We start from the raw sequence: 17,529 nt of genomic DNA, 5'->3' as shown, positions 1-17,529 counted from the left end.
ACTGGCGCGTATATCCCTTAGGGCTCGCGGGAAACCTGGTGAATGCGGGGATCAACGCGCTCGCCCCGTTCCTCGTCGGCATCGGGGCCGCCTTCGTGCTCCTCCTGGCCGTCGCCATGGTCGGTGAGGAGGCCCTGTTCGACGAACCCGCCGTGAGCGGCGCGCTCGATCAGCTCGCCCGGGCCTCCATGGTCCCGGTGCTCGTCCTCGCGCTGGGTGTCGGTGTCCTGACCACCGCCCTGTCCGCGCTACGCGAGGTGATCACGTCGCGCGCCATCGCCCGGGCGGCTCACGACGGCGCCCCCCGGACCGCCGTGCCACATCCGAGCCAGGTCGACCTGGTGGCGGCCCGGCCGCCGTTCGTCGCGTTCTTCGTGGTCTCCGCACTGCTCGCCGGGATCGGTCTGCTGTTCACCGTGGTGGCGGCCTTCAGCGTCAACGGCAGCGAGATGTACATCCTGTGGGGCTCGCTCGCGGTCACCGGGGTCGCCGGGGCCTTCGTGCTGCTGGCGCTGGCCGGCCGTCCCGCGCACCACCGCCGCCGGCTGGCGATCGCGGCGCACTGGACCACGGCCGACGAGCACGCGGCCTGGCGACGGGCCGCCCCGGCGAGGTCCCAGGACGACGACGAGGCCGCGCTTCCGCCCGACCTCCGGCGCAAGCAGCGCACGGCCACCTGGTACGAGTACGTGGGCATCGTGTGCCTCGCGCTCGGGTTCAGCCTGCTGCAGCTGTGGCTGTTCGTCACGCACCCGTTCCGCTCCGCGACCGACGCCGGCCCGCGGGCCGAGTACGGGGACGGCGTCGAGGTGGTGCTCGTCGTCGGCGTCTGGGTGTTCGCGGCACTCGTCGTGGCGGCCGTCGGACTCCTGGTGGTGGGGTTCTTCGCTGACGCGGCCGTGCAGCGGCACGAGCAGGAGATCCTGCGCCAGGCGCTGGCGGACCGGACGGCTCCACGCCCGCCCAGGGGACTGCTGCGCAAGTACGCTGACCACCAGCCGGTGATCTTCGTGCAGGCCCTGGCCCTGCTCGCCGCGCTCGGGACCACGCTCGGCTGGGGCGTGTACAGCCTCGGCACGGGCGGGATGGCGGACGTCGCGACGCTGTACGGGGACGCCGACGAGACGTTCGGCGGCTTCGTGCCCCAGGCTCTGGTGACGCTCGCGGTCTCGGTCGCCCTTGTCGTCGGCGCGATCGTGTGGGACGTCGTCGCCGCCGCTCGTGGTTACGAGCTGCGGAGCCAGGTCGTGGAGCGCTGGCCGATCAAGCCGTCGCCGCGGATGGTCGGCGAGGACGGCAAGAAGCGGCCGGACCCGGCGTCGACCGGCCCCTCTCTGACGCCGAAGCCGAAGTCCCTGACCGCACGGCGCTGACGAGCGCTGGCTACGATCAGGGCGTCTCGGAGCCTGCGCGTTCCCGCAGGGCGTCGAGCCGCTGCGCGTCGGGTGTGCCCGGGACGGCCCAGTTCATGACGACGTGCAGGTCGGCGCGTTCGATGGTGAGGATGTCGCAGTCCAGGGTGATCGCGCCGAGCTCGGGATGGACGACCGTCTTGTGCGAGCCCTCCAGGGGCAGCGTCTCGTAGCGGCCCCAGAGCTCGTCGAAGCGTGCGGACGTGCGCAGTGAATCGATCAGTGCTGTGACGGCGCGGTCGTCGGGGTACCGGTCGGCGGCGCGCCGCAGGTCGGACACCATCATGCGCTCGAACGCGTCGGTGTGTGCGGTGTCCCGCTCCACACCGGACGTTCCCTCCGGCGGCTCGACCGCGAAGTGTCCCCAGACCATGTTCGGAGCTGGCCCGTCACTGCCTGTTCCGGAGTCGAGCACCTCGGGACTGCCGAACAGCTCGCCCCACAGCGTGTTCCACTGCACGGCGTCCCACGCGGCGGTGAACACCGCCACCGGTGTGTCGCTCATCCTGTCGATCATGCGCTGGACACCCGCCGGTATCGCTCTCGGAACCGAGCCCGAGGGCGGCGGCATCGAACCGGCGAGACGGTAGAGCACCTCCCGGTCCACGGCGTTCAGGCGTAGTACCTTCGCCAGCGCCCGCAGCACCTGGGGGGAGGGGTTGGCGGCGCGGCCCTGCTCCAGCTGCACCAGGTAGTCGAAGGAGATGTCGGCCATCAGCGCCACCTCCTCACGCCGCAGTCCGGGCACCCGACGACGGACGCCTTCCTGCAGGCCGACGTCGGCCGGCACGACGCTCGCTCGCCAGGCGCGCAGTGCGCTGCCTAGCTCGGTCCGGGTGGGCATCTGCTCAGTATGAGCGACTGGTCTCGAAGCTGGGTGGTACTGCCAGTCATAGCGAGAACGACGCCTGGTGCCGCCTCGGGGGCGCGCAGAGGATCGGTCCGTCGGCAGGAGGGCTTTCCGCTCGCCTGCTCGACAGACCCCCGCAGCGGTCTATGGCGCTGCCCTCGCACAAGAAAGATCTCGTGATGACACAGACCATCGGAATCATCGGCTCCGGCCTGGTCGGCGGCGCGATCGCCCGCCTGGCCGTCGACGCCGGCCACGACGTCGTCCTCAGCAACTCACGCGGTCCGGAGACGATCTCGGGACTGGTCCAGGAGCTGGGGCCGCTCGCGCGTGCCGGCACCGTCGACGAGGCGATCGAGGCGGGAGACATCATCGCGCTCCCGCTTCCGCTCGCCGGCTACGAGGCGCTGCCGGCCGACAAGCTCGCCGGGAAAGTGGTCCTGGACCAGACGAACTACTACCCCGAGTTCTGGCGCAACGCCGAGCTCGACAGCGGCGCGCTCACCTCGAGCGAGCTCGTGCAGCGCCACCTGAAGCACTCGATCGTCATCAAGGGCCTGCACAACTTCGACTGGAACCACATCTACGCCAATGCCCGCCCGGTCGGTGACCCCGACCGGATGACGATCCCGGTCGCCGGGGACGACGACGCCGCCAAGCGGCTCGTGACGCAGTTCCTGGAGTCGGTCGGCTACGACGTCATCGATGCCGGTTCGCTCGCCGAGAGCTGGCGCATCGAACCCGAGACGCCGATCTACTTCTGGCCCTATGCGCCCGCGGTGCCGGACGGGCTCAGCGAGGACGAGCAGAAGCGTCACTACCTCGAGGCCCCGGTGCCGCCCGTCACGACCGAGTCCGCCCGGAAGATGATCGACACCGCGGTGCGCCCGTCGCCCGTCGGCGGGACGCTCGCGAGCATGCCTCCGGCACACGTCGCCATCTTCATGGAGCTGGCGAGCGGCAACACGGTCAAGAAGTAGCCACCCGCAGATGTATGCCCTCCGGACGGCATCCGTAGCCGGCTCGGGCGGGCGAGCCGCCCGGAGGGCACCGGGTGGTACCCGGACTCCCAGGGAGCGCGGACGCCTGTCACCTGCGCGCCGGCGGTCCGAGGATCGATCTCGGGCCGGCCGGACCGCGGGCCGGAGGCCCAGCCGTAGTCACCACCGATCAAGGGACGTTCCATGTCGTACTCACTTTCCGGGAAGACCGCTCTCATCACCGGGGGCTCAAGAGGTATCGGCCGCTCGATCGCCGAGCGCCTCGCGATCCAGGGCGCGACGGTCGCGCTCACGTACAACGCGAGCAAGGCCGGCGCCGACGAGGCGGTCGCAGCGATCGAGCACGCCGGAGGGAGCGCCTTCGCGCTGCACGCCGACCTTGCCGACGCCGCGTCGATCCCCGGGCTGTTCGAACAGCTCGACCGCGAGCTCACGGATCGTACGGGGAGCACGTCGCTCGACCTGCTCGTCAACAACGCGGGCAACTCGGGCTGGGGCGGCCTGGCGGACACCACGCCCGAGAGCTGGGACACCCTGTTCGCCGTCCACGTCCGGGCGCCGTTCTTCGTGGTGCAGTCGGCGCTGGCCCGCCTCGCCGACGGCGGGCGGATCGTCAACGTCTCCTCCGCCGCGGCCACCCGGCCCATGCCGTCGGTGCCCGTCTACTCGATGGCCAAGGCGAGCATCAACAACCTGACCCACACGCTCGCGATGGAGCTCGGGCCACGCGGAGTCACCGTGAACGCCGTGGCACCCGGATGGGTGCGCACGGACATGAACACGGCCGTGCGCCAGGACGCCGACCTGGTGACCACGATCGAGACCGACACGGCACTGGGCCGTTTCGGCGAGGTCTCCGACATCACCGCGGTGGTCGCCTTCCTGACCTCGGACGAGGGCCGCTGGGTGACCGGTCAGGTTATCGAGGCGAGCGGCGGCTACAAGCTCTGACCGCGCTCGCACCGGAGACCCGTCACACCCATGGGAGAGACATGCGTATCGGAGTAGTCAACGCAGTCCCTATGAGTCCCAGTACCACTACGTTCAAGAGGCCGCGGTTCATACTGGGCAGATGACGACGCAAACCGAGCTCGGCGCCGCGCTCCGGGCGTGGCGGGGCCGCGTCCGGCCCTCCGACATCGGTTTTGCGGCCGGTGGCGACCGGAGGGTGCCGGGTCTGCGACGCGAGGAGCTGGCGTTGATGGTCGGTATCTCGGTCGACTACCTGGTGCAGCTCGAACAGGGTCGCGCCACCAACCCGTCGCCCCAGGTGCTCGGCGCCTTCGCGCAGGTGCTGCGCCTGAACGCGGTCGATCGGGAGCTGCTCTACCGCCTGGCGGGCTCGGTCGCCCCGCCGTCGGGCTCGGTGCCGAGCGAGGTGCCCCGCGGCGTGCAGCGAATGATCGACCGGATGAGCGACACCCCGGTGGCCGTGTTCACCGCCGCGTGGGACGCCGTGCAGTGGAACCCGCTGTGGGGCGAGCTGTTCGGCAGCCCGACCGGGCACCCTGCCCGCGCGAAGAACCTCGCCTGGGGTCATTTCGCCGCGGTCAGTCCGGTCGGCACCTCGCGGGTCGAGCGCGATGCCGGCCAGACTGACGCGTTCGAACGCAGGATGGTGGCCGACCTGCGTCGAGCTCGCGATCGCTACCCGGACGACCGCGCCGTCGCCGAGCTGATCAGCGGCCTGCGCGACGCCAACCCGCGCTTCGACGACCTCTGGGCTCGCTACGAGACCGTCCCGACCGGCCGGTCGCGCAAGACGGTCGTCCACGCCGAGCTCGGCGCGATCACACTTGACTGCGACATCCTCACGATCGAATGTGCCGACCTGCACATCGTGCTCAACTGGGCCGAGCCTGGAACTCCTGACGCCGACAAGCTCGACCGGCTGCGCGAACGGATCGCCCCAGCGGCGCACCGCTGACAGCCGGAGGCGATGCCTAGGCACCGCCTCCGGCTGTCGCGGCCTGCGCCGCCTGCCGCTCCGGAGTGGTCTGCTCCGGAGAGGTCGGCTTCGTGAACCACCCTCCGTAGGTCAGCAGCAGCCCCATGACTGCCAGCGCGGCGAAGAAGAACCGGGCTGCGATCGTCGCGGCCGGTGAGTTCATGGTGGCGTCGACACCGGTCTGCATCGCGTCGGGCGTGACGATCAGCGCGAACCCGCGGAGAGCTACGAACCAGCCGAACATCGACACGGTGATCGCGAGCGGGCCGCGCCAGCTCCGGTGCCCGCCGATGATGATCAGGCCGCCCAGCAGCATCATGGCGCCGAGCATCAGGACCAGGAGGGGCTGGGCGAACAGCTCACCGATCCCCTCGATCCCGTCGGGCAGGCGGATCGCGTAGATGGTGGTGAAGGTGGCGATGTAGGGACCGATGACGCGGGCGAACGCTCGGGTTCGCAGCTGTGCCTCGATGCTGGCAGCTCGCATGGTCTTACTTCCTCTCCTTGGGGCGGTAGCCGGCCTGCTGCAGGACGGCGCGCAAAAAGCGCTCGGTGTCCTGCGCCGTGCAGGTGTCCGGGTAGGTGACCAGGTGCTGCCAGCCCGCGCCGGAGAGCAGATCCAGCAGGACCTGCGGGTCGGTGTCCGCCGGCAGCTCCCCGCGGCCCCTGGCCTGCTCGAAGACCTTCATGCGGGTATCGCTGCGCTGGTCCCCGAACTGGCTCTGGTAGGCGCGCGCGATCTCGGGGTAGTCCTCGAACGCGCCGTAGAGCCGACGCAGGAGCCGGCGCTGGCGGGTGTCGGCGAGGACGGACGCCCAGCCGGTCAGCAGGTGCTCCACGTCGCGGATCTCCGGCGTCGCCGACGGATTCCCGTTGGCGGACTCGAACGCGGCCAGCAGGAGCTGGGTCTTGTCAGGAAAGCGGCGGTACACCGTGGCCCTGGTGACTCCCGCACGCCGGGCCACCTGCTCGACGCTGGTCGCGTCCGCGCCGCGCTCGATCAACAGCTCGAGCGCGGCGGCCAGGATGGCGGCGTCGGCCTCGCTGCTGCGCGGTCGGCCTGGGGAGCGGTCTGCGGTTGCCATACGACTTACAATACAGCGCAGATCTGTATTGTAAATATGGCCAGCGGGGGCCCCGCTGCTGCGTCTTAGCTTGACCGGCAGGGCCGTCAACGGCCTCCCGCTGCCTCCGGGCGCGATGAGGATGCTGCGGTGAAGAGGCGGGGGTTGCCCCAGGACGCGATGTAGGACTGCGGGGCGTTCGTCCGTGTCCCGAAGCCCCGCTCACGACCCGGAGGCCGTGAACCCCTGCTCGTTGCCGTACTTGACGATCGACTCCTGCCAGGTGCCCAGCCCGTCCGACAGCGTGGTCGAGCCCGTGTAGGCCTGGCCGACGGTGTCGGGGAACTTGCTGTTCGCGTAGACCTGGTAGGGCAGGTACTGCCAGCCGGGGAGCACGCCGGTGGCCGACGCCGAGAGCACCTCGTTGATCCGCTGACCGCCGAAGTACTCCGGCTCCTTGGCCAGGAACTCGGGGCTGGTGAGGTCCGCCGTCGTGGCCGGGAAGTTCCCGTGGTCGAGCCGGACCTGCACGCCGTCGCCGGCGTTCGCGTACTGCAGGAAGCCGTAGGCCAGGGCCTTCTTGTCGCTCGCCTCGGTGATCGACAGCGCGGAGCCGCCGTTCTCGGCCGTCGCGGTCCCACCCTCCGTCCACTGCGGCATCGGCGCCACACGCCAGTCGCCCGATGCCCCTGGCGCGCCCGACTCCAGGTTCGCGGGCATCCAGGCGCCCGTGACCAGCGCGGCGATCGTCCCGTCGCCGAGCCGCTGGAACCACTCGTCCGACCACTCGGGGACCTTCGCCACGAGGTCCTCGTCGAGGAGTTGCTGCCACATCTGCGCGAACCGGGCCGAGCCCTCGTCGGCGAGGTCGACGGTCACCGTGGTCCCGTCGACGGCGAACGGCGTCCCGCCCGCCTGCCAGATCATCGACGTCGCGAACCCGGCGTTGCCGTCGTCCGCGATGAGGTGGGTCTCGCTGTCGTACGCGTTGATCTTCCGTGCGGCGTCGACGAACTCGGCCCACGTGGCCGGCACCTCGACGCCGGCCGCCTCGAAGGTCCGCGCGTTGTAGAACAGCGCCATCGGGCCGGAGTCGATCGGCAGGCCGTACACGGCGTCGCCGTCGGTCACGGACCCCCACGTCCCCGGGGAGTAGGCGCCGTCGAGCTCGCTCGCGCCCAGCGGCGCGAGGTCCGCGAGCGACCCCGCGATCGAGAACTGCGGCAGGGCGTAGTACTCGACCTGCGCGACGTCGGGCACACCCGAGCCCGCGCGGATCGCGTTCTGCAGCACCACGTAGTGGTCGTTGCCCGTGCCGACGTTCGCCAGCTCCACGTTCACGTTCGGGTACTCGGCCTCGAAGTCCTCCACGACATGCTCCAGCGTGGGCTCCCAGGCCCAGACCAGCAGGTCGCCGCCTTCCTGGAGCGCGGCGGAGACCGCGTCCGGGGACAGGTCGGCCGCGACCCCGGTGCCGGGCGAGGCCCCGCACCCGGCCAGGACTGCCGCCGCGATCCCCGTCACGGCGAGCAACGCGCCGGTGCGGCGGGGGGTGCCGGTGCCTCGTGCCACAGCTGCTCCGTTCCATTCCTCGTCGACGCCTGCCAGGCAGGCACCCGTACCGTAGCGCCGCACCGGGCGATCCGGGGGAGCGCCGCGCGAGGGTCGCCACAGCGACCGCCGCGGCGGACCAACCTCCAGTTCCTGGCCGTCGGCATCGCCTTCGCGCTCATCACGTGGCGGACGGGCGGTATCGAGACGACGGCCGGCGACGTCGAGAGTCCGGAGGTGCCTGCCCCGGCCGGGGTGCGATGACATCCAGGTGACTCGCGGTGGGGGCCGGGTAGCGTGCTACCCGGCCCCTGCTGTCGGTACCCGGCTCAGCGGGAATGCGGCTCGACGTGGTGGTTCCCGCGGATGACGTCGGCGGGGTCGTACCGGTCCTTGACCTGGCGAAGCCGCTGGAGCGTCGTCTCGTCCGCGAAAGGAGCGCCGCCGCGACGCTCGGCGAAGTTCAGGTACGAGACGGGCGCCGTCCACGCCCGCAGCGCGTCGCGCAGGCGGTCCAGGACGACGTGCGTCGCCTTGACGCTCGCCTCGTCGGGAGTCAGTGCGGCGGTGAAGAGCGCGTAGCGGGCCTCGAAGCCGCTCACGGCGCCGCCCGTGGACTCGTCCGGGGCCAGGGCGCCGCCGAGGTGGCGGATCTCCGTGGAGAGCAGGGGGAAGTCGGCGTCCGGGCCGGTGACCGACAGGAAGGTGTCGAGCGCCTCGGCCGTCAGGTCCGTCAGGAGGAACCCGTCACCGACGGCGGGGGCCGGGCCGGGCGGGTCCATATGGATGGTGGCCAGCTCGACTGGGGTGGTCGGGTGCACGGTGTCCAGCACCGGCCCGAGATCACGCAGGGGCGCGAGCAGTTCGTCGGTCGCGGTCCCGCCCAGGAGCGAGACCACCTCGACCACGGCGAACGACTGCCCGCGCACCGGCTCGGGGATCTCGGGCACCGGCGGGAAACGCAGCAACCGGCCGACCGAGGTGATCTCGCGCGGTACGAGGGCGGTCCACTCCCGCCAGGCCTCCAGCACCTGGGCCGCGCGCTCCAGGGGGAAGAACAGGGTGCCGCCGTGCAGCTCAGGCACCGGCACGAGGCTGATCTCCAGCGCCGCCACGACGGCGAAGCTGCCCCCGCCACCCCGGATGGCCCAGAACAGCTCGGGCTCGCTGTCAGCGCTGACGTGGCGCAGCACGCCGTCCGCGGTCACGACGTCGGCCGAGATGACGTGGTTGGCGGCCAGCCCGTGGGCACGCCCGAGCCAGGACAGGCCCCCGCCGAGGGTGTAGCCGACGACGCCGACGTCGGCGGCGGTGCCCGCCAGGCCGGTCAGCCCATGGGGCGCTACGGCGGCGGTCACGTCGCCCCAGAGCAAGCCGGCGCCGACCCGGACTGTGGCGGCGGTGGGGTCGACGGAGATGCCGGTCATGCCGGAGGTGCGCAGCAGCACCGTCCCGGCGAGCGATCCGAGGGGCGCAGCGTTGTGGCCGGTCGACTGCGCCGCGACCCGCAGGCCGGCGGCGCGGGCGGCGTTCACGGTCGCGATCACGTCGTCCGTGGTGGTCGCGACGACGACGGCGTCGGGCCGCTGGTCGACGGCCAGCTGCCAGGCCTGGCGGGCCTCGTCCCAGCCGGGGTCGCCGGGCAGGACGAGGCTGCCGGCCAGCTCCGTACGCAGCCTCGCTGCGTCGAGGGTGTTCGTGGACATGGGCGCTCCAGTTCAGGTCTTCGAGTCGGGTGAGCGCCCCCGACGCTAGGCGGCCCGGCCGGCGACCGACGGAGTTATTACAGGTCCGAAAGACTCTCTGACCTGGTGTTACGGCGACGGGTCCCGGTCTCAGCGGACATCCGCACGAAGGCTTCGGAGCAGGCCGACGGCGGCGGGGACAGCCACCCAGGCCGCCAGCCCGGTGAGGAACCGACCCAGGTCGCCGGGGTCGATACCGTCGCCGAAGCCGGACACCGCCGCGCTGTCGAGCCACGGCAGGACCGGCACCAGCGCGGGGACGTTCGCCAGCAGGCCGGACGCCATCGGCCACACCAGCACGAGCACGATCGCCGCCGGCGCGTTGCCGATCGCCAGGCCGAGCGCCCACCCGGACAGTGCGCCGATGACCGTGCCGGCCGCCCAGCTGGCCAGTGCGGCCCCGTCGACCGTCCAGCTTGCCTCGACACCCGTCACCAGGGCGCCGACCGGCACGATCACGGCCGCGGCCACGACGGCGAACACGACGAGCAGGAGGGCGAGCGCCGCCGCCGCGACCGCCTTGGCGAGCGCCACCCGCTCGCGGCGCGGGGTCACGACGTACGTGACCAGCGTCGTACGGTGGCTGCGTTCCGAGGTGACCAGGAGGATCGCCATCACGGTGACGAGGGTCCCGCCCGGCACCCCCGCCAGCTGGGCCACCTCGGAGAACGAGACGCCCTCGCGGACGATCAGGGCACCGCCGCCGAACACCCCGGCGAGGAGCGCTCCGACACCGATCAGCACGACACCCGTCACGGTGTCGACGAGCTTGCGCAGCTCCACGAGGCAGAGCCGGGCGATCATGCTGCCGTCCGTCCGCCGTGGGCGGAAGCGGCTCGGTCCGCGCCGCCGGTGAGCGCGAAGTAGTGGTCGGCGACCGTGCCGTGCGCCGCGCGCAGGTCCGCCGTCGCACCGGTGCTCATGATCCGTCCGGCGCCGATGATCACGAGGTGGTCCGCCACCTGCTCGACCTCCGTGAGCTGGTGGCTCGACAACAGCACGGTGCGGCCGCGCCCGGCCTGGTCCCGGAGCAGCTCGGCGAGCCAGCGCTGACCCTGCGGGTCGAGCCCGTTGGCGGGCTCGTCGAGGACGAGCACGTCCGGCTCACCGAGCAGCGCGTGGGCCAGGCCGAGCCGTTGGCGCATCCCGAGGGAGTAGCCGCGCAGCCGCTGTCGTCCCTCGCGCCGGTTCAGGCCCACCAGGTCCAGCACCTCGTCGGCCCGGCGCAGGGGCAGGCCGAGCGTGAGGCAGGTGAGCGCCAGGGTCTCGCGCCCGGTGCGGCCCGGGTGGAAGGCCTCCGCGTCGAGCAGGACGCCGACGCTCGCCGCCGGTCGCGCCAGGGATCGGTAGGGGCGGCCCCCGATCGTGGCCTGCCCGCTGTCCGCCTGCGCCAGGCCCACGAGGATCCGCAGGGCCGTGGACTTGCCGGCGCCGTTCGGACCGAGGAAGCCGGTGACCGCCCCCGCCGGGGCCTGGAGGTCCACCGCGTCGAGCACCACGTTCCCGTGGTAGGTCTTGGTCACGCCGTCGAATCTGATCATGGCGTTACTGCACCACCGGCTGCCGGCCGCCCACATCGACCGGCGGGCCAGGCATGGCCGGCCGATGGGCCGGCGAGGTCGAGCCGAAGGTCGCTTGGGCTCGCGCGCGGCGATTCCTAGACTCGCCAGGTGACCTCTCCCCAGCGCGCCGTGCCCGTGAGCTCCTCTGCTCCGGATCACGCCGCGTCGTCCCGCGCCGTCGTCGGCTGGCTCGTGGTGGTGGGGCTGTGGCTCTACTACCTGGCCCCGGTCCTGGTCCGCCTGCCTGAGGTCTCCTGGCCGTTGGTGGCGCTCGTCGTCGGCAGCGGGACGGTGGGGGTGGTGGCTGTGGTGCTCCGCCGTCGGCACCCCCTCGTCGCGGTGGTCGTGTCCGGCGCGACGCTGCTGGTCTCTCCGGCGGCCCTGGGCGCCGTGGCCTACTGCCAGGCGTCGCTCGCGCGCCGAGCACCCCGGCGCCTGGCGATCGTCACCGGCGTCGGCATCGTCGCCGCGAAGCTCGCCGGGCTGCTCGTCCTGGCCGGCGACGAGCCGTGGGCTGCCGCTTCGACCTTCGAGCTCACCCTGGCCGTGGCCGGGACCGCCCTGGCAACGGTGACCGGCTGGCTGGTCACGAGTCGCGCGGCGGAGAGGCGGCAGTTGTCGGCGGCGGTCCTTGCGCGGCGCGAGGCCGACGAGGCCCGGCTCGAGCAGGCTCGCATGGCCGAGCGGGAGCGTATCGCGCGGGAGATGCACGACGTCCTGGCTCATCGCCTGTCGCTCGTCGCGCTCAACGCCGGTGCGCTGGCCTACCGCACGGACCTCGACTCCGACACCGCACGGGAGACGGCCGCACTGATCCAGTCGGGTGCGCGGCAGTCCCTGGCTGACCTCCGGACGGTGCTGGGCACGTTGCGCCAGGCGCCGGGCGATCCGCCCGGGGCGCCGCAGCCCACCCTGCTCGAGCTGCCCGTCCTCATCGCGGAGGCCGAGGACTCGGGCCAGTCGATCGACCACCGGGTCACGGATGCCGGGTCGGTACCGCAGTACGTGAGCCGGCAGGCGTACCGGATAGTGCAGGAGGCTCTGACCAACGCCCGCAAGCACGCACCCGGCGCGCCGGTCACGGTGCGGGTCGCGCACGCAGGCCACGAGGTGCGGATCCGGGTCAGCAACCCCGTTCTCGGCGTGGGCGTAGGCGTAGGCGTCGGTACCGACGGCGTGCGGCCGGGCTACGGCCTGGTCGGCGTGGCCGAGCGGGCAGCGGGCGTCGCCGGTATGGTCCGCCACGAGGTCGTCGACGGCACGTTCGTCCTGGACGCGACCCTGCCTACCCGGGAAGCCCCATGACCGCACCCGACACGCCCGGCCCGGTCTCGGTGCTCCTGGTCGACGACGACCCCATGGTGCGCAGGGGCCTGCGCCTCGTCCTGGGTGGCGACCCCGGCCTGACGATCGTCGGCGAGGCCGGCGACGGCGCCGAGGGAATGGCGCAGATCCAGCGGCTGGACCCGGACGTGGTGCTGCTCGACATCCGGATGCCGGTGCTCGACGGGCTGGCGGTGCTCGCCCGGTTGCGGGACCGCGGGGCGCCCGGCCCCCGTGTGGTCGTGCTCACGACCTTCCACACCGACGACGACGTCCTGGCCGCCCTGGCCGACGGCGCGGCCGGGTTCCTGCTCAAGGACGCCGATCCGACCGAGATGATCGCCGCGGTCAAGGCGGTGCACCGCGGCGACCCCGCGCTGTCGCCCGCCGTCGCGACGACGGTGATCGCCGCCGCCGCCGGGCGCCGCCGGGTCGACCCCGAGGTGGCCCGGGCCGCCGCGGGGCTGACCGGTCGGGAGCGCGAGGCCGCCGTGCTGATGGCCCGCGGGCTGTCGAACGCCGAGATCGGGACGCGCATGCACCTCAGCCTCGCGACGGTGAAGGCCAACCTCACCCGGGTGTTCGCCAAGCTCGCCGTCGACAACCGGGTGTCGGCAGCGATGGCCGTCCGGGACGCCGGGCTCCTCGACGAGGCTTAGTTCTGCACCTTCAGCAGGGGTGGGCCAGGGTTTGTACGGCCACGCCGATCACGTCGAGCGCGGCAACGATCTCGGGGCGCTCAACCTTGAACCAAGACCGTTGACGCTCAAGCTGATCCGGACCGCACGGCTGGTGCCGTGCTCGTGCTGCTGCGGACGGTCAACGAGGTGGCCAGCTCGACGTGCGGTGATGTGGCCGGCTTGCCGGCGGACATCGCGGTGATGGCCTGGACCGCCATCCGTCCCATGCCGTCGAGGTCCTGATGAACCGTGGTCAGCGGTGGTGTCGTCCAGGACGCCTGGGGTGTGTCGTCGAACCCGGTGACGCTCAGGCCTTCGGGAACCCGGATCCCGAGTGCGTGTGCGGCCGCCAGCACGCCGACGGCGAGCTCGTCGTCGGCCGCCATGATCGCTGTCGGAGGGTCGGCCAGCGACAGCAGGTCGTGCGCATGCCTGGCACCGTTGGCGACGTCGAACTCGTCGGTGCGGACCAGCTCGGGGTCGACCTCGAGTCCTGCGGCGTCCAGCGCCGCGGTGAAACCGTAGAAGCGGTCACGTGCGGCTTCGGAGAGCTCGGGTCCGCCGATCCAGCCGATGCGTCGGTGGCCGAGCGCGATGAGGTGGTCCGCTGCCGTTCGCGCACCGGTCCAGTTGGACGAGCTGACGCTGATCATCCCCCGATGGTTGGTGTCGACGGGGTCCACCATGACGAACGGGATGCCGGCATCGGCCGCGGCCTCGATCAGGGCACCGGGTCGTGCCAGGGTGAGTCCGACGATCCCCGTGACATCGGCGTTGCGTTGCTCGGCGACCCACTCGCGGGCCACCGTCCTCTGCGTCCGCACCCCGCGATCAGGGGCGAGCCGGGTGAGCAGCTCCAGCCCCACGTCTGACGCCTCCGTGAGCACCCCTTGAAGGACACCGAGGATGTACGGCGAGGCGGGAATGTCGAACACCACGGCGACGGCACGTCGGGGAGCTGTCGGTATGTGCGCGGTCGTCGGCCGGTAGTCGAGCGCCGCGACGGCGTCGAGCACACGTTCCCGGGTCGCGCCTCCGACGTCACGACGGCCGTTGAGCACCTTGGAGACCGTGGCCTTCGAGACCCCGGCCGCCGCCGCGACATCCGCCAGCGTCGTCCGCCTGCCGGCTGAGAGCTCTTCCATACGCCTTCTCCATTGTTCGAAATAGTTTCGTGAACCATATCGCACCGTACGCGCAGCAGTCAGTCGAAAACTGACCCTTGCTCCTCACGGCTGCCGCCCTATAACCTCAACCCACAACATGCGTTTACGAAACTATTTCGGCAAGGTGGCCGACTGGTGATCTTGGCGGACCAAAGGAGTTCCCCGTGCGTACAGGTGCGTCGTCGTCAACCCTACGGATCGATGGGCAGGCCTCGGCTGATGTCGCGTTGCGACACGTCTGGAACGAGTCCGTCGGCGCGGGTCGCGCGAACGAGGCCCTGCGCGCGGACTGGCAGGCCCACCTTCGTGAGGCGGTCGATGTCCTGGGGGCGCGCCACGTGCGCTTTCACGGCCTGTTCCACGACGACATGTTCGTGCTGCGGACGGAGGTCGGCGGTGGATTCGGTCCGCCGAAGCAGCTGGCCGAGCCGGTCTACACCTACGCATACGTCGACAAGGTGTTCGACGCGATCCTCGATGCCGGCGCACGTCCGTTCGTCGAGCTGGGGTTCATGCCGCGCCAGCTCGCGACCCAGACGGAGACGCTGTTCTGGTGGAAGGCGCACTGCAGCCCGCCCACGGACATGGGTCGCTGGGTCGAGCTGGTCACGACCACGGTGGAGCACTGGATCGACCGCTACGGGATCGCAGAGGTACGGCAGTGGCCGTTCGAGGTCTGGAACGAGCCGAACCTCGTCCCGCAGTTCTGGACCGGGACCCGCACCCAGTACTTCGAGCTGTACGGGGCGACGGCGGCGGCCATCAAGGCCATCGACCCGCAGCTCAGGGTCGGCGGTCCGTCGACGAGCGTGTTCGTCCCGGACGCGCGCTACGCGGGTGAGTACCACGACCCGTCGGTGGAGTTCGTGACCGCGGAGGCGCCCGATCCGGACGAGCTCGACTGGCAGCCGGTCTGGATCCACGAGTTCATCGAGTACTGCGTCCAGCGAGGACTGCCCGTCGACTTCCTGTCCACGCATCTCTACCCGACGGACTACGCCGCCGGCGCGACGGGCGAGGTCAGTGCCATCACGCGGCACAAGGACGCGACGGCCCACGACCTGCAGCTGATGCGCAAGATCATCGCCAACAGCCCGTACCCGGACGCCGAGCTGCACATCACGGAGTGGTCGACCTCGCCGTCCAGCCGCGACGCGATCCACGACTCGCTCTTCGCGGCGTCCTACATCGTGCGGGCGTTCCTGGCGGGGGCCTCGCTCGCCGACTCGATCTCCTACTGGACGTTCACCGACGTGTTCGAGGAGGGCGGGGGCGGTATCGGCCCGTTCCACGGGGGCTTCGGCCTCGTGAACGAGCAAGGCATCCACAAGCCGACCTTCCACGCCATGGCGATGCTCAACCGGCTGGGCGACCGCCTGCTGGCTGACCTGCCCCACGGTGCCATCACCCGTTCGTCGAGCTCGGGTGACGTCTCGGCGATCTTCTACAACTATCCCGCCGGCATGGGCGCAACCGGGCTGCGCGCGCGAAACACCTACGCCGCGACCCGAGCACTCGCCAATGTGGGTCCCCGGCTCCGGGTCCAGCACACCATCGAGGGACTTGCCCCGGGCGCCGAGGTCACGGTCGAGATCCTCGACTGGGAGCACGGGAACGCCGCTGAGGCGTGGCACCAGATGGGGGAGCCGCTCAACCTCTCCCGCGAGCAGACCGCCGAGCTCCGCGATGTCGCGGACCGGCTCGACCGGCGCGTCCTGACCGTGTCCGAGGACGGCGTCCTCGACATCGATCTCTACCTGCCCGCCTGGGCCGTCGCCTCGGTCGTGCTCCGCACCGATCGCTCCTCGAGCTACTAGCCGAATCCGCAAGACAAACCCGAAAGGACCTCGACGATGAGGCAGAACCGCAGAACCATCGCAATCGCCGCGCTCACGACCATGGCAGTGCTGCTGGTCTCGGCGTGTGGCGGCGGCGCCGCGCAGGACACGGGCGGTGCGCCGGACGGGACGAAGGCACCCACCGGCGGCGACCCGGTCACGATCACGTACCTGCACCGCCTGCCGGAGCCCGACGGTGCCGTGTCGGTCAAGGAGATCACCGACCGCTGGAACGCCGAGCACCCGGACATCCAGGTCGAGGCTTCGGCATTCCTCGGCAGTGCCGACGAGATGGGTGTTCGTCTCGAGGCCGACATCAAGGCCGGCGTCGGCCCGTGCCTGGCCCAGGTCGGCTACTCCGAGCTGCCCGAGTTCTACGTCCGGGGACTGGTCAGCGACGTGACCAAAGAGGCGGCGCCGTTCGAGCAGTACTTCTCACCGGGCTCGTGGGCCGCGATGAACGTCGGTGGCGCCCAGCTCGGTGTGCCCCAGGACGCCGGACCCATGGTGTTCTTCTACGACGCCGCCGAGTTCGAACGTCTCGGGATCGAGGTGCCGACCACGCCGGAGGAGTTCGTCGACGCGGCGCGGGTCGTCGCGGCCGACGGGAAGTTCATGGACGCGTTCTCGGCCGACAACGCCAGCATCGTCGCCGCACTCTCGGCTGCCGCGGGCGACAAGTGGTTCAACACCGACGACGACCAGTGGCGCGTCGAGACGGACGGCCCCGGGTCGCGGTCGGTGGCCGCGTTCTACCAGCAGCTGCTGGACGACGACCTGGTCCTGCGGGCCTCCCGCTGGAGCGACGACTTCGCCGCCGCGCTGAACGAAGGCACCCTGGTCGGATACATCGGTGCCGGCTGGAACGCGGGCTTCATGCTCGACGCCGTCGACGGTTCCGAGCACGAGGGCGACTGGCGCATCGCGCCGATCCCTGACTTCGGCGCCGGCGGGGTCACCGCCCCCGACGGAGGCTCCGGCGTGGCGGTCATGAGCGGGTGCGAGCACCCGGCCGAGGCGATGGCCTTCAACGGGTGGCTCAACCAGCAGGTGGACGACCTCGCCACACAGGGACTGATCACCGTGTCCCACGAGGTGCCGAAGACCTCCGAGCGGTCCCTCCGCCAGTTCGGGGGGCAGGACGTCATGAAGGTACTGGTCGAGGCGACCGGCGACCTGACCACGGACTTCCAGTACGCCCCCGGGATGGAGGCCATGTTCACGGCGATGCAGCCCGTCCTCGCTGACGCCGCGGAGGGCGACCGGCCCGTCGCCGACGCCCTCTCGACGGCGCGCGAGACGGCCGTCGCGCGCCTCCTCGACGTCGGCCTCCCCGTCGCCGAATGACGTCCTGACCCGTAGCGGCGCGAGGAGTGCGCGATCGCGCAC

Annotated in this window: 16 protein-coding genes; 8 read left to right on the top strand and 8 right to left on the bottom strand. The window is 71.3% G+C overall.

Features of this window, described 5'->3' with window-relative positions; genetic code table 11:
- Window positions 1-38: 38 nt before the first annotated feature.
- Entirely contained in the window at window positions 39-1,373 is a 1,335-nt protein-coding gene (locus tag ACFU5G_RS04285; RefSeq protein ID WP_377241127.1) for a hypothetical protein, read from the top strand.
- Between the two features lie 16 nt (window positions 1,374-1,389).
- On the opposite strand, the gene ACFU5G_RS04280 is transcribed toward ACFU5G_RS04285, so the two are convergent.
- Window positions 1,390-2,256 carry a helix-turn-helix domain-containing protein gene (locus ACFU5G_RS04280; RefSeq protein WP_377241125.1) on the bottom strand — a complete coding sequence of 289 codons (867 nt, stop codon included), beginning with the start codon at window positions 2,254-2,256 and terminating at the stop codon, window positions 1,390-1,392.
- Window positions 2,257-2,441: 185 nt separating this feature from the next.
- Here ACFU5G_RS04280 and ACFU5G_RS04275 point away from each other — a divergent pair, with 185 nt between their 5' ends.
- From ACFU5G_RS04275 to ACFU5G_RS04265, 3 genes are all read left to right on the top strand, one after another.
- Window positions 2,442-3,242 (top strand): NADPH-dependent F420 reductase, encoded by an 801-nt coding sequence (locus tag ACFU5G_RS04275; protein WP_377241123.1) that lies wholly within the window; start codon window positions 2,442-2,444, stop codon window positions 3,240-3,242.
- A gap of 204 nt (window positions 3,243-3,446) precedes the next feature.
- Window positions 3,447-4,214, top strand: coding sequence for an SDR family NAD(P)-dependent oxidoreductase (locus ACFU5G_RS04270; RefSeq protein ID WP_377241121.1), 768 nt, complete (start codon window positions 3,447-3,449; stop codon window positions 4,212-4,214).
- 121 nt (window positions 4,215-4,335) lie between these two features.
- Window positions 4,336-5,190, top strand: coding sequence for a helix-turn-helix domain-containing protein (locus tag ACFU5G_RS04265; RefSeq protein ID WP_377241119.1), 855 nt, complete (start codon window positions 4,336-4,338; stop codon window positions 5,188-5,190).
- A gap of 16 nt (window positions 5,191-5,206) precedes the next feature.
- On the opposite strand, the gene ACFU5G_RS04260 is transcribed toward ACFU5G_RS04265, so the two are convergent.
- The 6 genes from ACFU5G_RS04260 to ACFU5G_RS04235 all read right to left on the bottom strand — a co-directional run bounded on the left by ACFU5G_RS04260 (window position 5,207) and on the right by ACFU5G_RS04235 (window position 11,112).
- Window positions 5,207-5,698 carry a hypothetical protein gene (locus tag ACFU5G_RS04260; RefSeq protein ID WP_377241117.1) on the bottom strand — a complete coding sequence of 164 codons (492 nt, stop codon included), beginning with the start codon at window positions 5,696-5,698 and terminating at the stop codon, window positions 5,207-5,209.
- Between the two features lie 4 nt (window positions 5,699-5,702).
- Entirely contained in the window at window positions 5,703-6,296 is a 594-nt protein-coding gene (locus ACFU5G_RS04255; protein WP_377241115.1) for a TetR/AcrR family transcriptional regulator, read from the bottom strand.
- A gap of 201 nt (window positions 6,297-6,497) precedes the next feature.
- On the bottom strand, window positions 6,498-7,847 hold the full coding sequence (locus ACFU5G_RS04250) for an ABC transporter substrate-binding protein (RefSeq protein ID WP_377241113.1): 1,350 nt from the start codon (window positions 7,845-7,847) through the stop codon (window positions 6,498-6,500).
- Window positions 7,848-8,155: 308 nt separating this feature from the next.
- Window positions 8,156-9,532 carry an FAD-binding oxidoreductase gene (locus ACFU5G_RS04245; protein WP_377241111.1) on the bottom strand — a complete coding sequence of 459 codons (1,377 nt, stop codon included), beginning with the start codon at window positions 9,530-9,532 and terminating at the stop codon, window positions 8,156-8,158.
- A gap of 129 nt (window positions 9,533-9,661) precedes the next feature.
- Entirely contained in the window at window positions 9,662-10,375 is a 714-nt protein-coding gene (locus ACFU5G_RS04240; RefSeq protein WP_377241109.1) for a hypothetical protein, read from the bottom strand.
- Complete coding sequence (locus ACFU5G_RS04235; protein WP_377241107.1) at window positions 10,372-11,112, bottom strand: ABC transporter ATP-binding protein; 741 nt, start codon at window positions 11,110-11,112, stop codon at window positions 10,372-10,374. Before ACFU5G_RS04235 ends, ACFU5G_RS04240 begins: the two co-directional genes overlap by 4 nt.
- Before the next feature lie 129 nt (window positions 11,113-11,241).
- Between ACFU5G_RS04235 and ACFU5G_RS04230 the strand changes: the two genes are divergently transcribed.
- Together ACFU5G_RS04230 and ACFU5G_RS04225 are read left to right on the top strand one after the other, a co-directional pair.
- Window positions 11,242-12,438, top strand: a complete 1,197-nt coding sequence (locus ACFU5G_RS04230) for a sensor histidine kinase (protein WP_377241105.1) — start codon at window positions 11,242-11,244, stop codon at window positions 12,436-12,438.
- Window positions 12,435-13,115, top strand: a complete 681-nt coding sequence (locus ACFU5G_RS04225) for a response regulator (protein ID WP_377241103.1) — start codon at window positions 12,435-12,437, stop codon at window positions 13,113-13,115. The genes ACFU5G_RS04230 and ACFU5G_RS04225 overlap by 4 nt, the downstream gene beginning before the upstream one ends.
- 107 nt (window positions 13,116-13,222) lie before the next feature.
- Here ACFU5G_RS04225 and ACFU5G_RS04220 read toward each other — a convergent pair whose 3' ends face one another.
- Window positions 13,223-14,281, bottom strand: coding sequence for a LacI family DNA-binding transcriptional regulator (locus ACFU5G_RS04220; RefSeq protein ID WP_377241102.1), 1,059 nt, complete (start codon window positions 14,279-14,281; stop codon window positions 13,223-13,225).
- Window positions 14,282-14,466: 185 nt separating this feature from the next.
- Here ACFU5G_RS04220 and ACFU5G_RS04215 point away from each other — a divergent pair, with 185 nt between their 5' ends.
- Window positions 14,467-16,119, top strand: coding sequence for a beta-xylosidase (locus ACFU5G_RS04215; protein WP_377241100.1), 1,653 nt, complete (start codon window positions 14,467-14,469; stop codon window positions 16,117-16,119).
- Window positions 16,120-16,155: 36 nt separating this feature from the next.
- On the top strand, window positions 16,156-17,487 hold the full coding sequence (locus ACFU5G_RS04210; protein ID WP_377241098.1) for an ABC transporter substrate-binding protein: 1,332 nt from the start codon (window positions 16,156-16,158) through the stop codon (window positions 17,485-17,487).
- Window positions 17,488-17,529 lie beyond the last annotated feature (42 nt).

The sequence above is a fragment of the Promicromonospora sp. NPDC057488 genome, from assembly GCF_042802395.1.
Lineage (GTDB): Bacteria > Actinomycetota > Actinomycetes > Actinomycetales > Cellulomonadaceae > Promicromonospora.
Note: the sequence above shows the minus strand (reverse complement) of the source record. Positions and strands in the feature narration are given on the sequence as shown.

Bases quoted from the DNA above. Each gene is read 5' to 3' on its own strand.
- ACFU5G_RS04280 (WP_377241125.1), bottom strand. From the start codon at position 2,256: ATGCCCACCCGGACCGAGCTAGGCAGCGCACTGCGCGCCTGGCGAGCG.
- ACFU5G_RS04275 (WP_377241123.1), top strand. From the start codon at position 2,442: ATGACACAGACCATCGGAATCATCGGCTCCGGCCTGGTCGGCGGCGCG.
- ACFU5G_RS04270 (WP_377241121.1), top strand. From the start codon at position 3,447: ATGTCGTACTCACTTTCCGGGAAGACCGCTCTCATCACCGGGGGCTCA.
- ACFU5G_RS04265 (WP_377241119.1), top strand. From the start codon at position 4,336: ATGACGACGCAAACCGAGCTCGGCGCCGCGCTCCGGGCGTGGCGGGGC.
- ACFU5G_RS04260 (WP_377241117.1), bottom strand. From the start codon at position 5,698: ATGCGAGCTGCCAGCATCGAGGCACAGCTGCGAACCCGAGCGTTCGCC.
- ACFU5G_RS04255 (WP_377241115.1), bottom strand. From the start codon at position 6,296: ATGGCAACCGCAGACCGCTCCCCAGGCCGACCGCGCAGCAGCGAGGCC.
- ACFU5G_RS04245 (WP_377241111.1), bottom strand. From the start codon at position 9,532: ATGTCCACGAACACCCTCGACGCAGCGAGGCTGCGTACGGAGCTGGCC.
- ACFU5G_RS04240 (WP_377241109.1), bottom strand. From the start codon at position 10,375: ATGATCGCCCGGCTCTGCCTCGTGGAGCTGCGCAAGCTCGTCGACACC.
- ACFU5G_RS04235 (WP_377241107.1), bottom strand. From the start codon at position 11,112: ATGATCAGATTCGACGGCGTGACCAAGACCTACCACGGGAACGTGGTG.
- ACFU5G_RS04225 (WP_377241103.1), top strand. From the start codon at position 12,435: ATGACCGCACCCGACACGCCCGGCCCGGTCTCGGTGCTCCTGGTCGAC.
- ACFU5G_RS04220 (WP_377241102.1), bottom strand. From the start codon at position 14,281: ATGGAAGAGCTCTCAGCCGGCAGGCGGACGACGCTGGCGGATGTCGCG.
- ACFU5G_RS04210 (WP_377241098.1), top strand. From the start codon at position 16,156: ATGAGGCAGAACCGCAGAACCATCGCAATCGCCGCGCTCACGACCATG.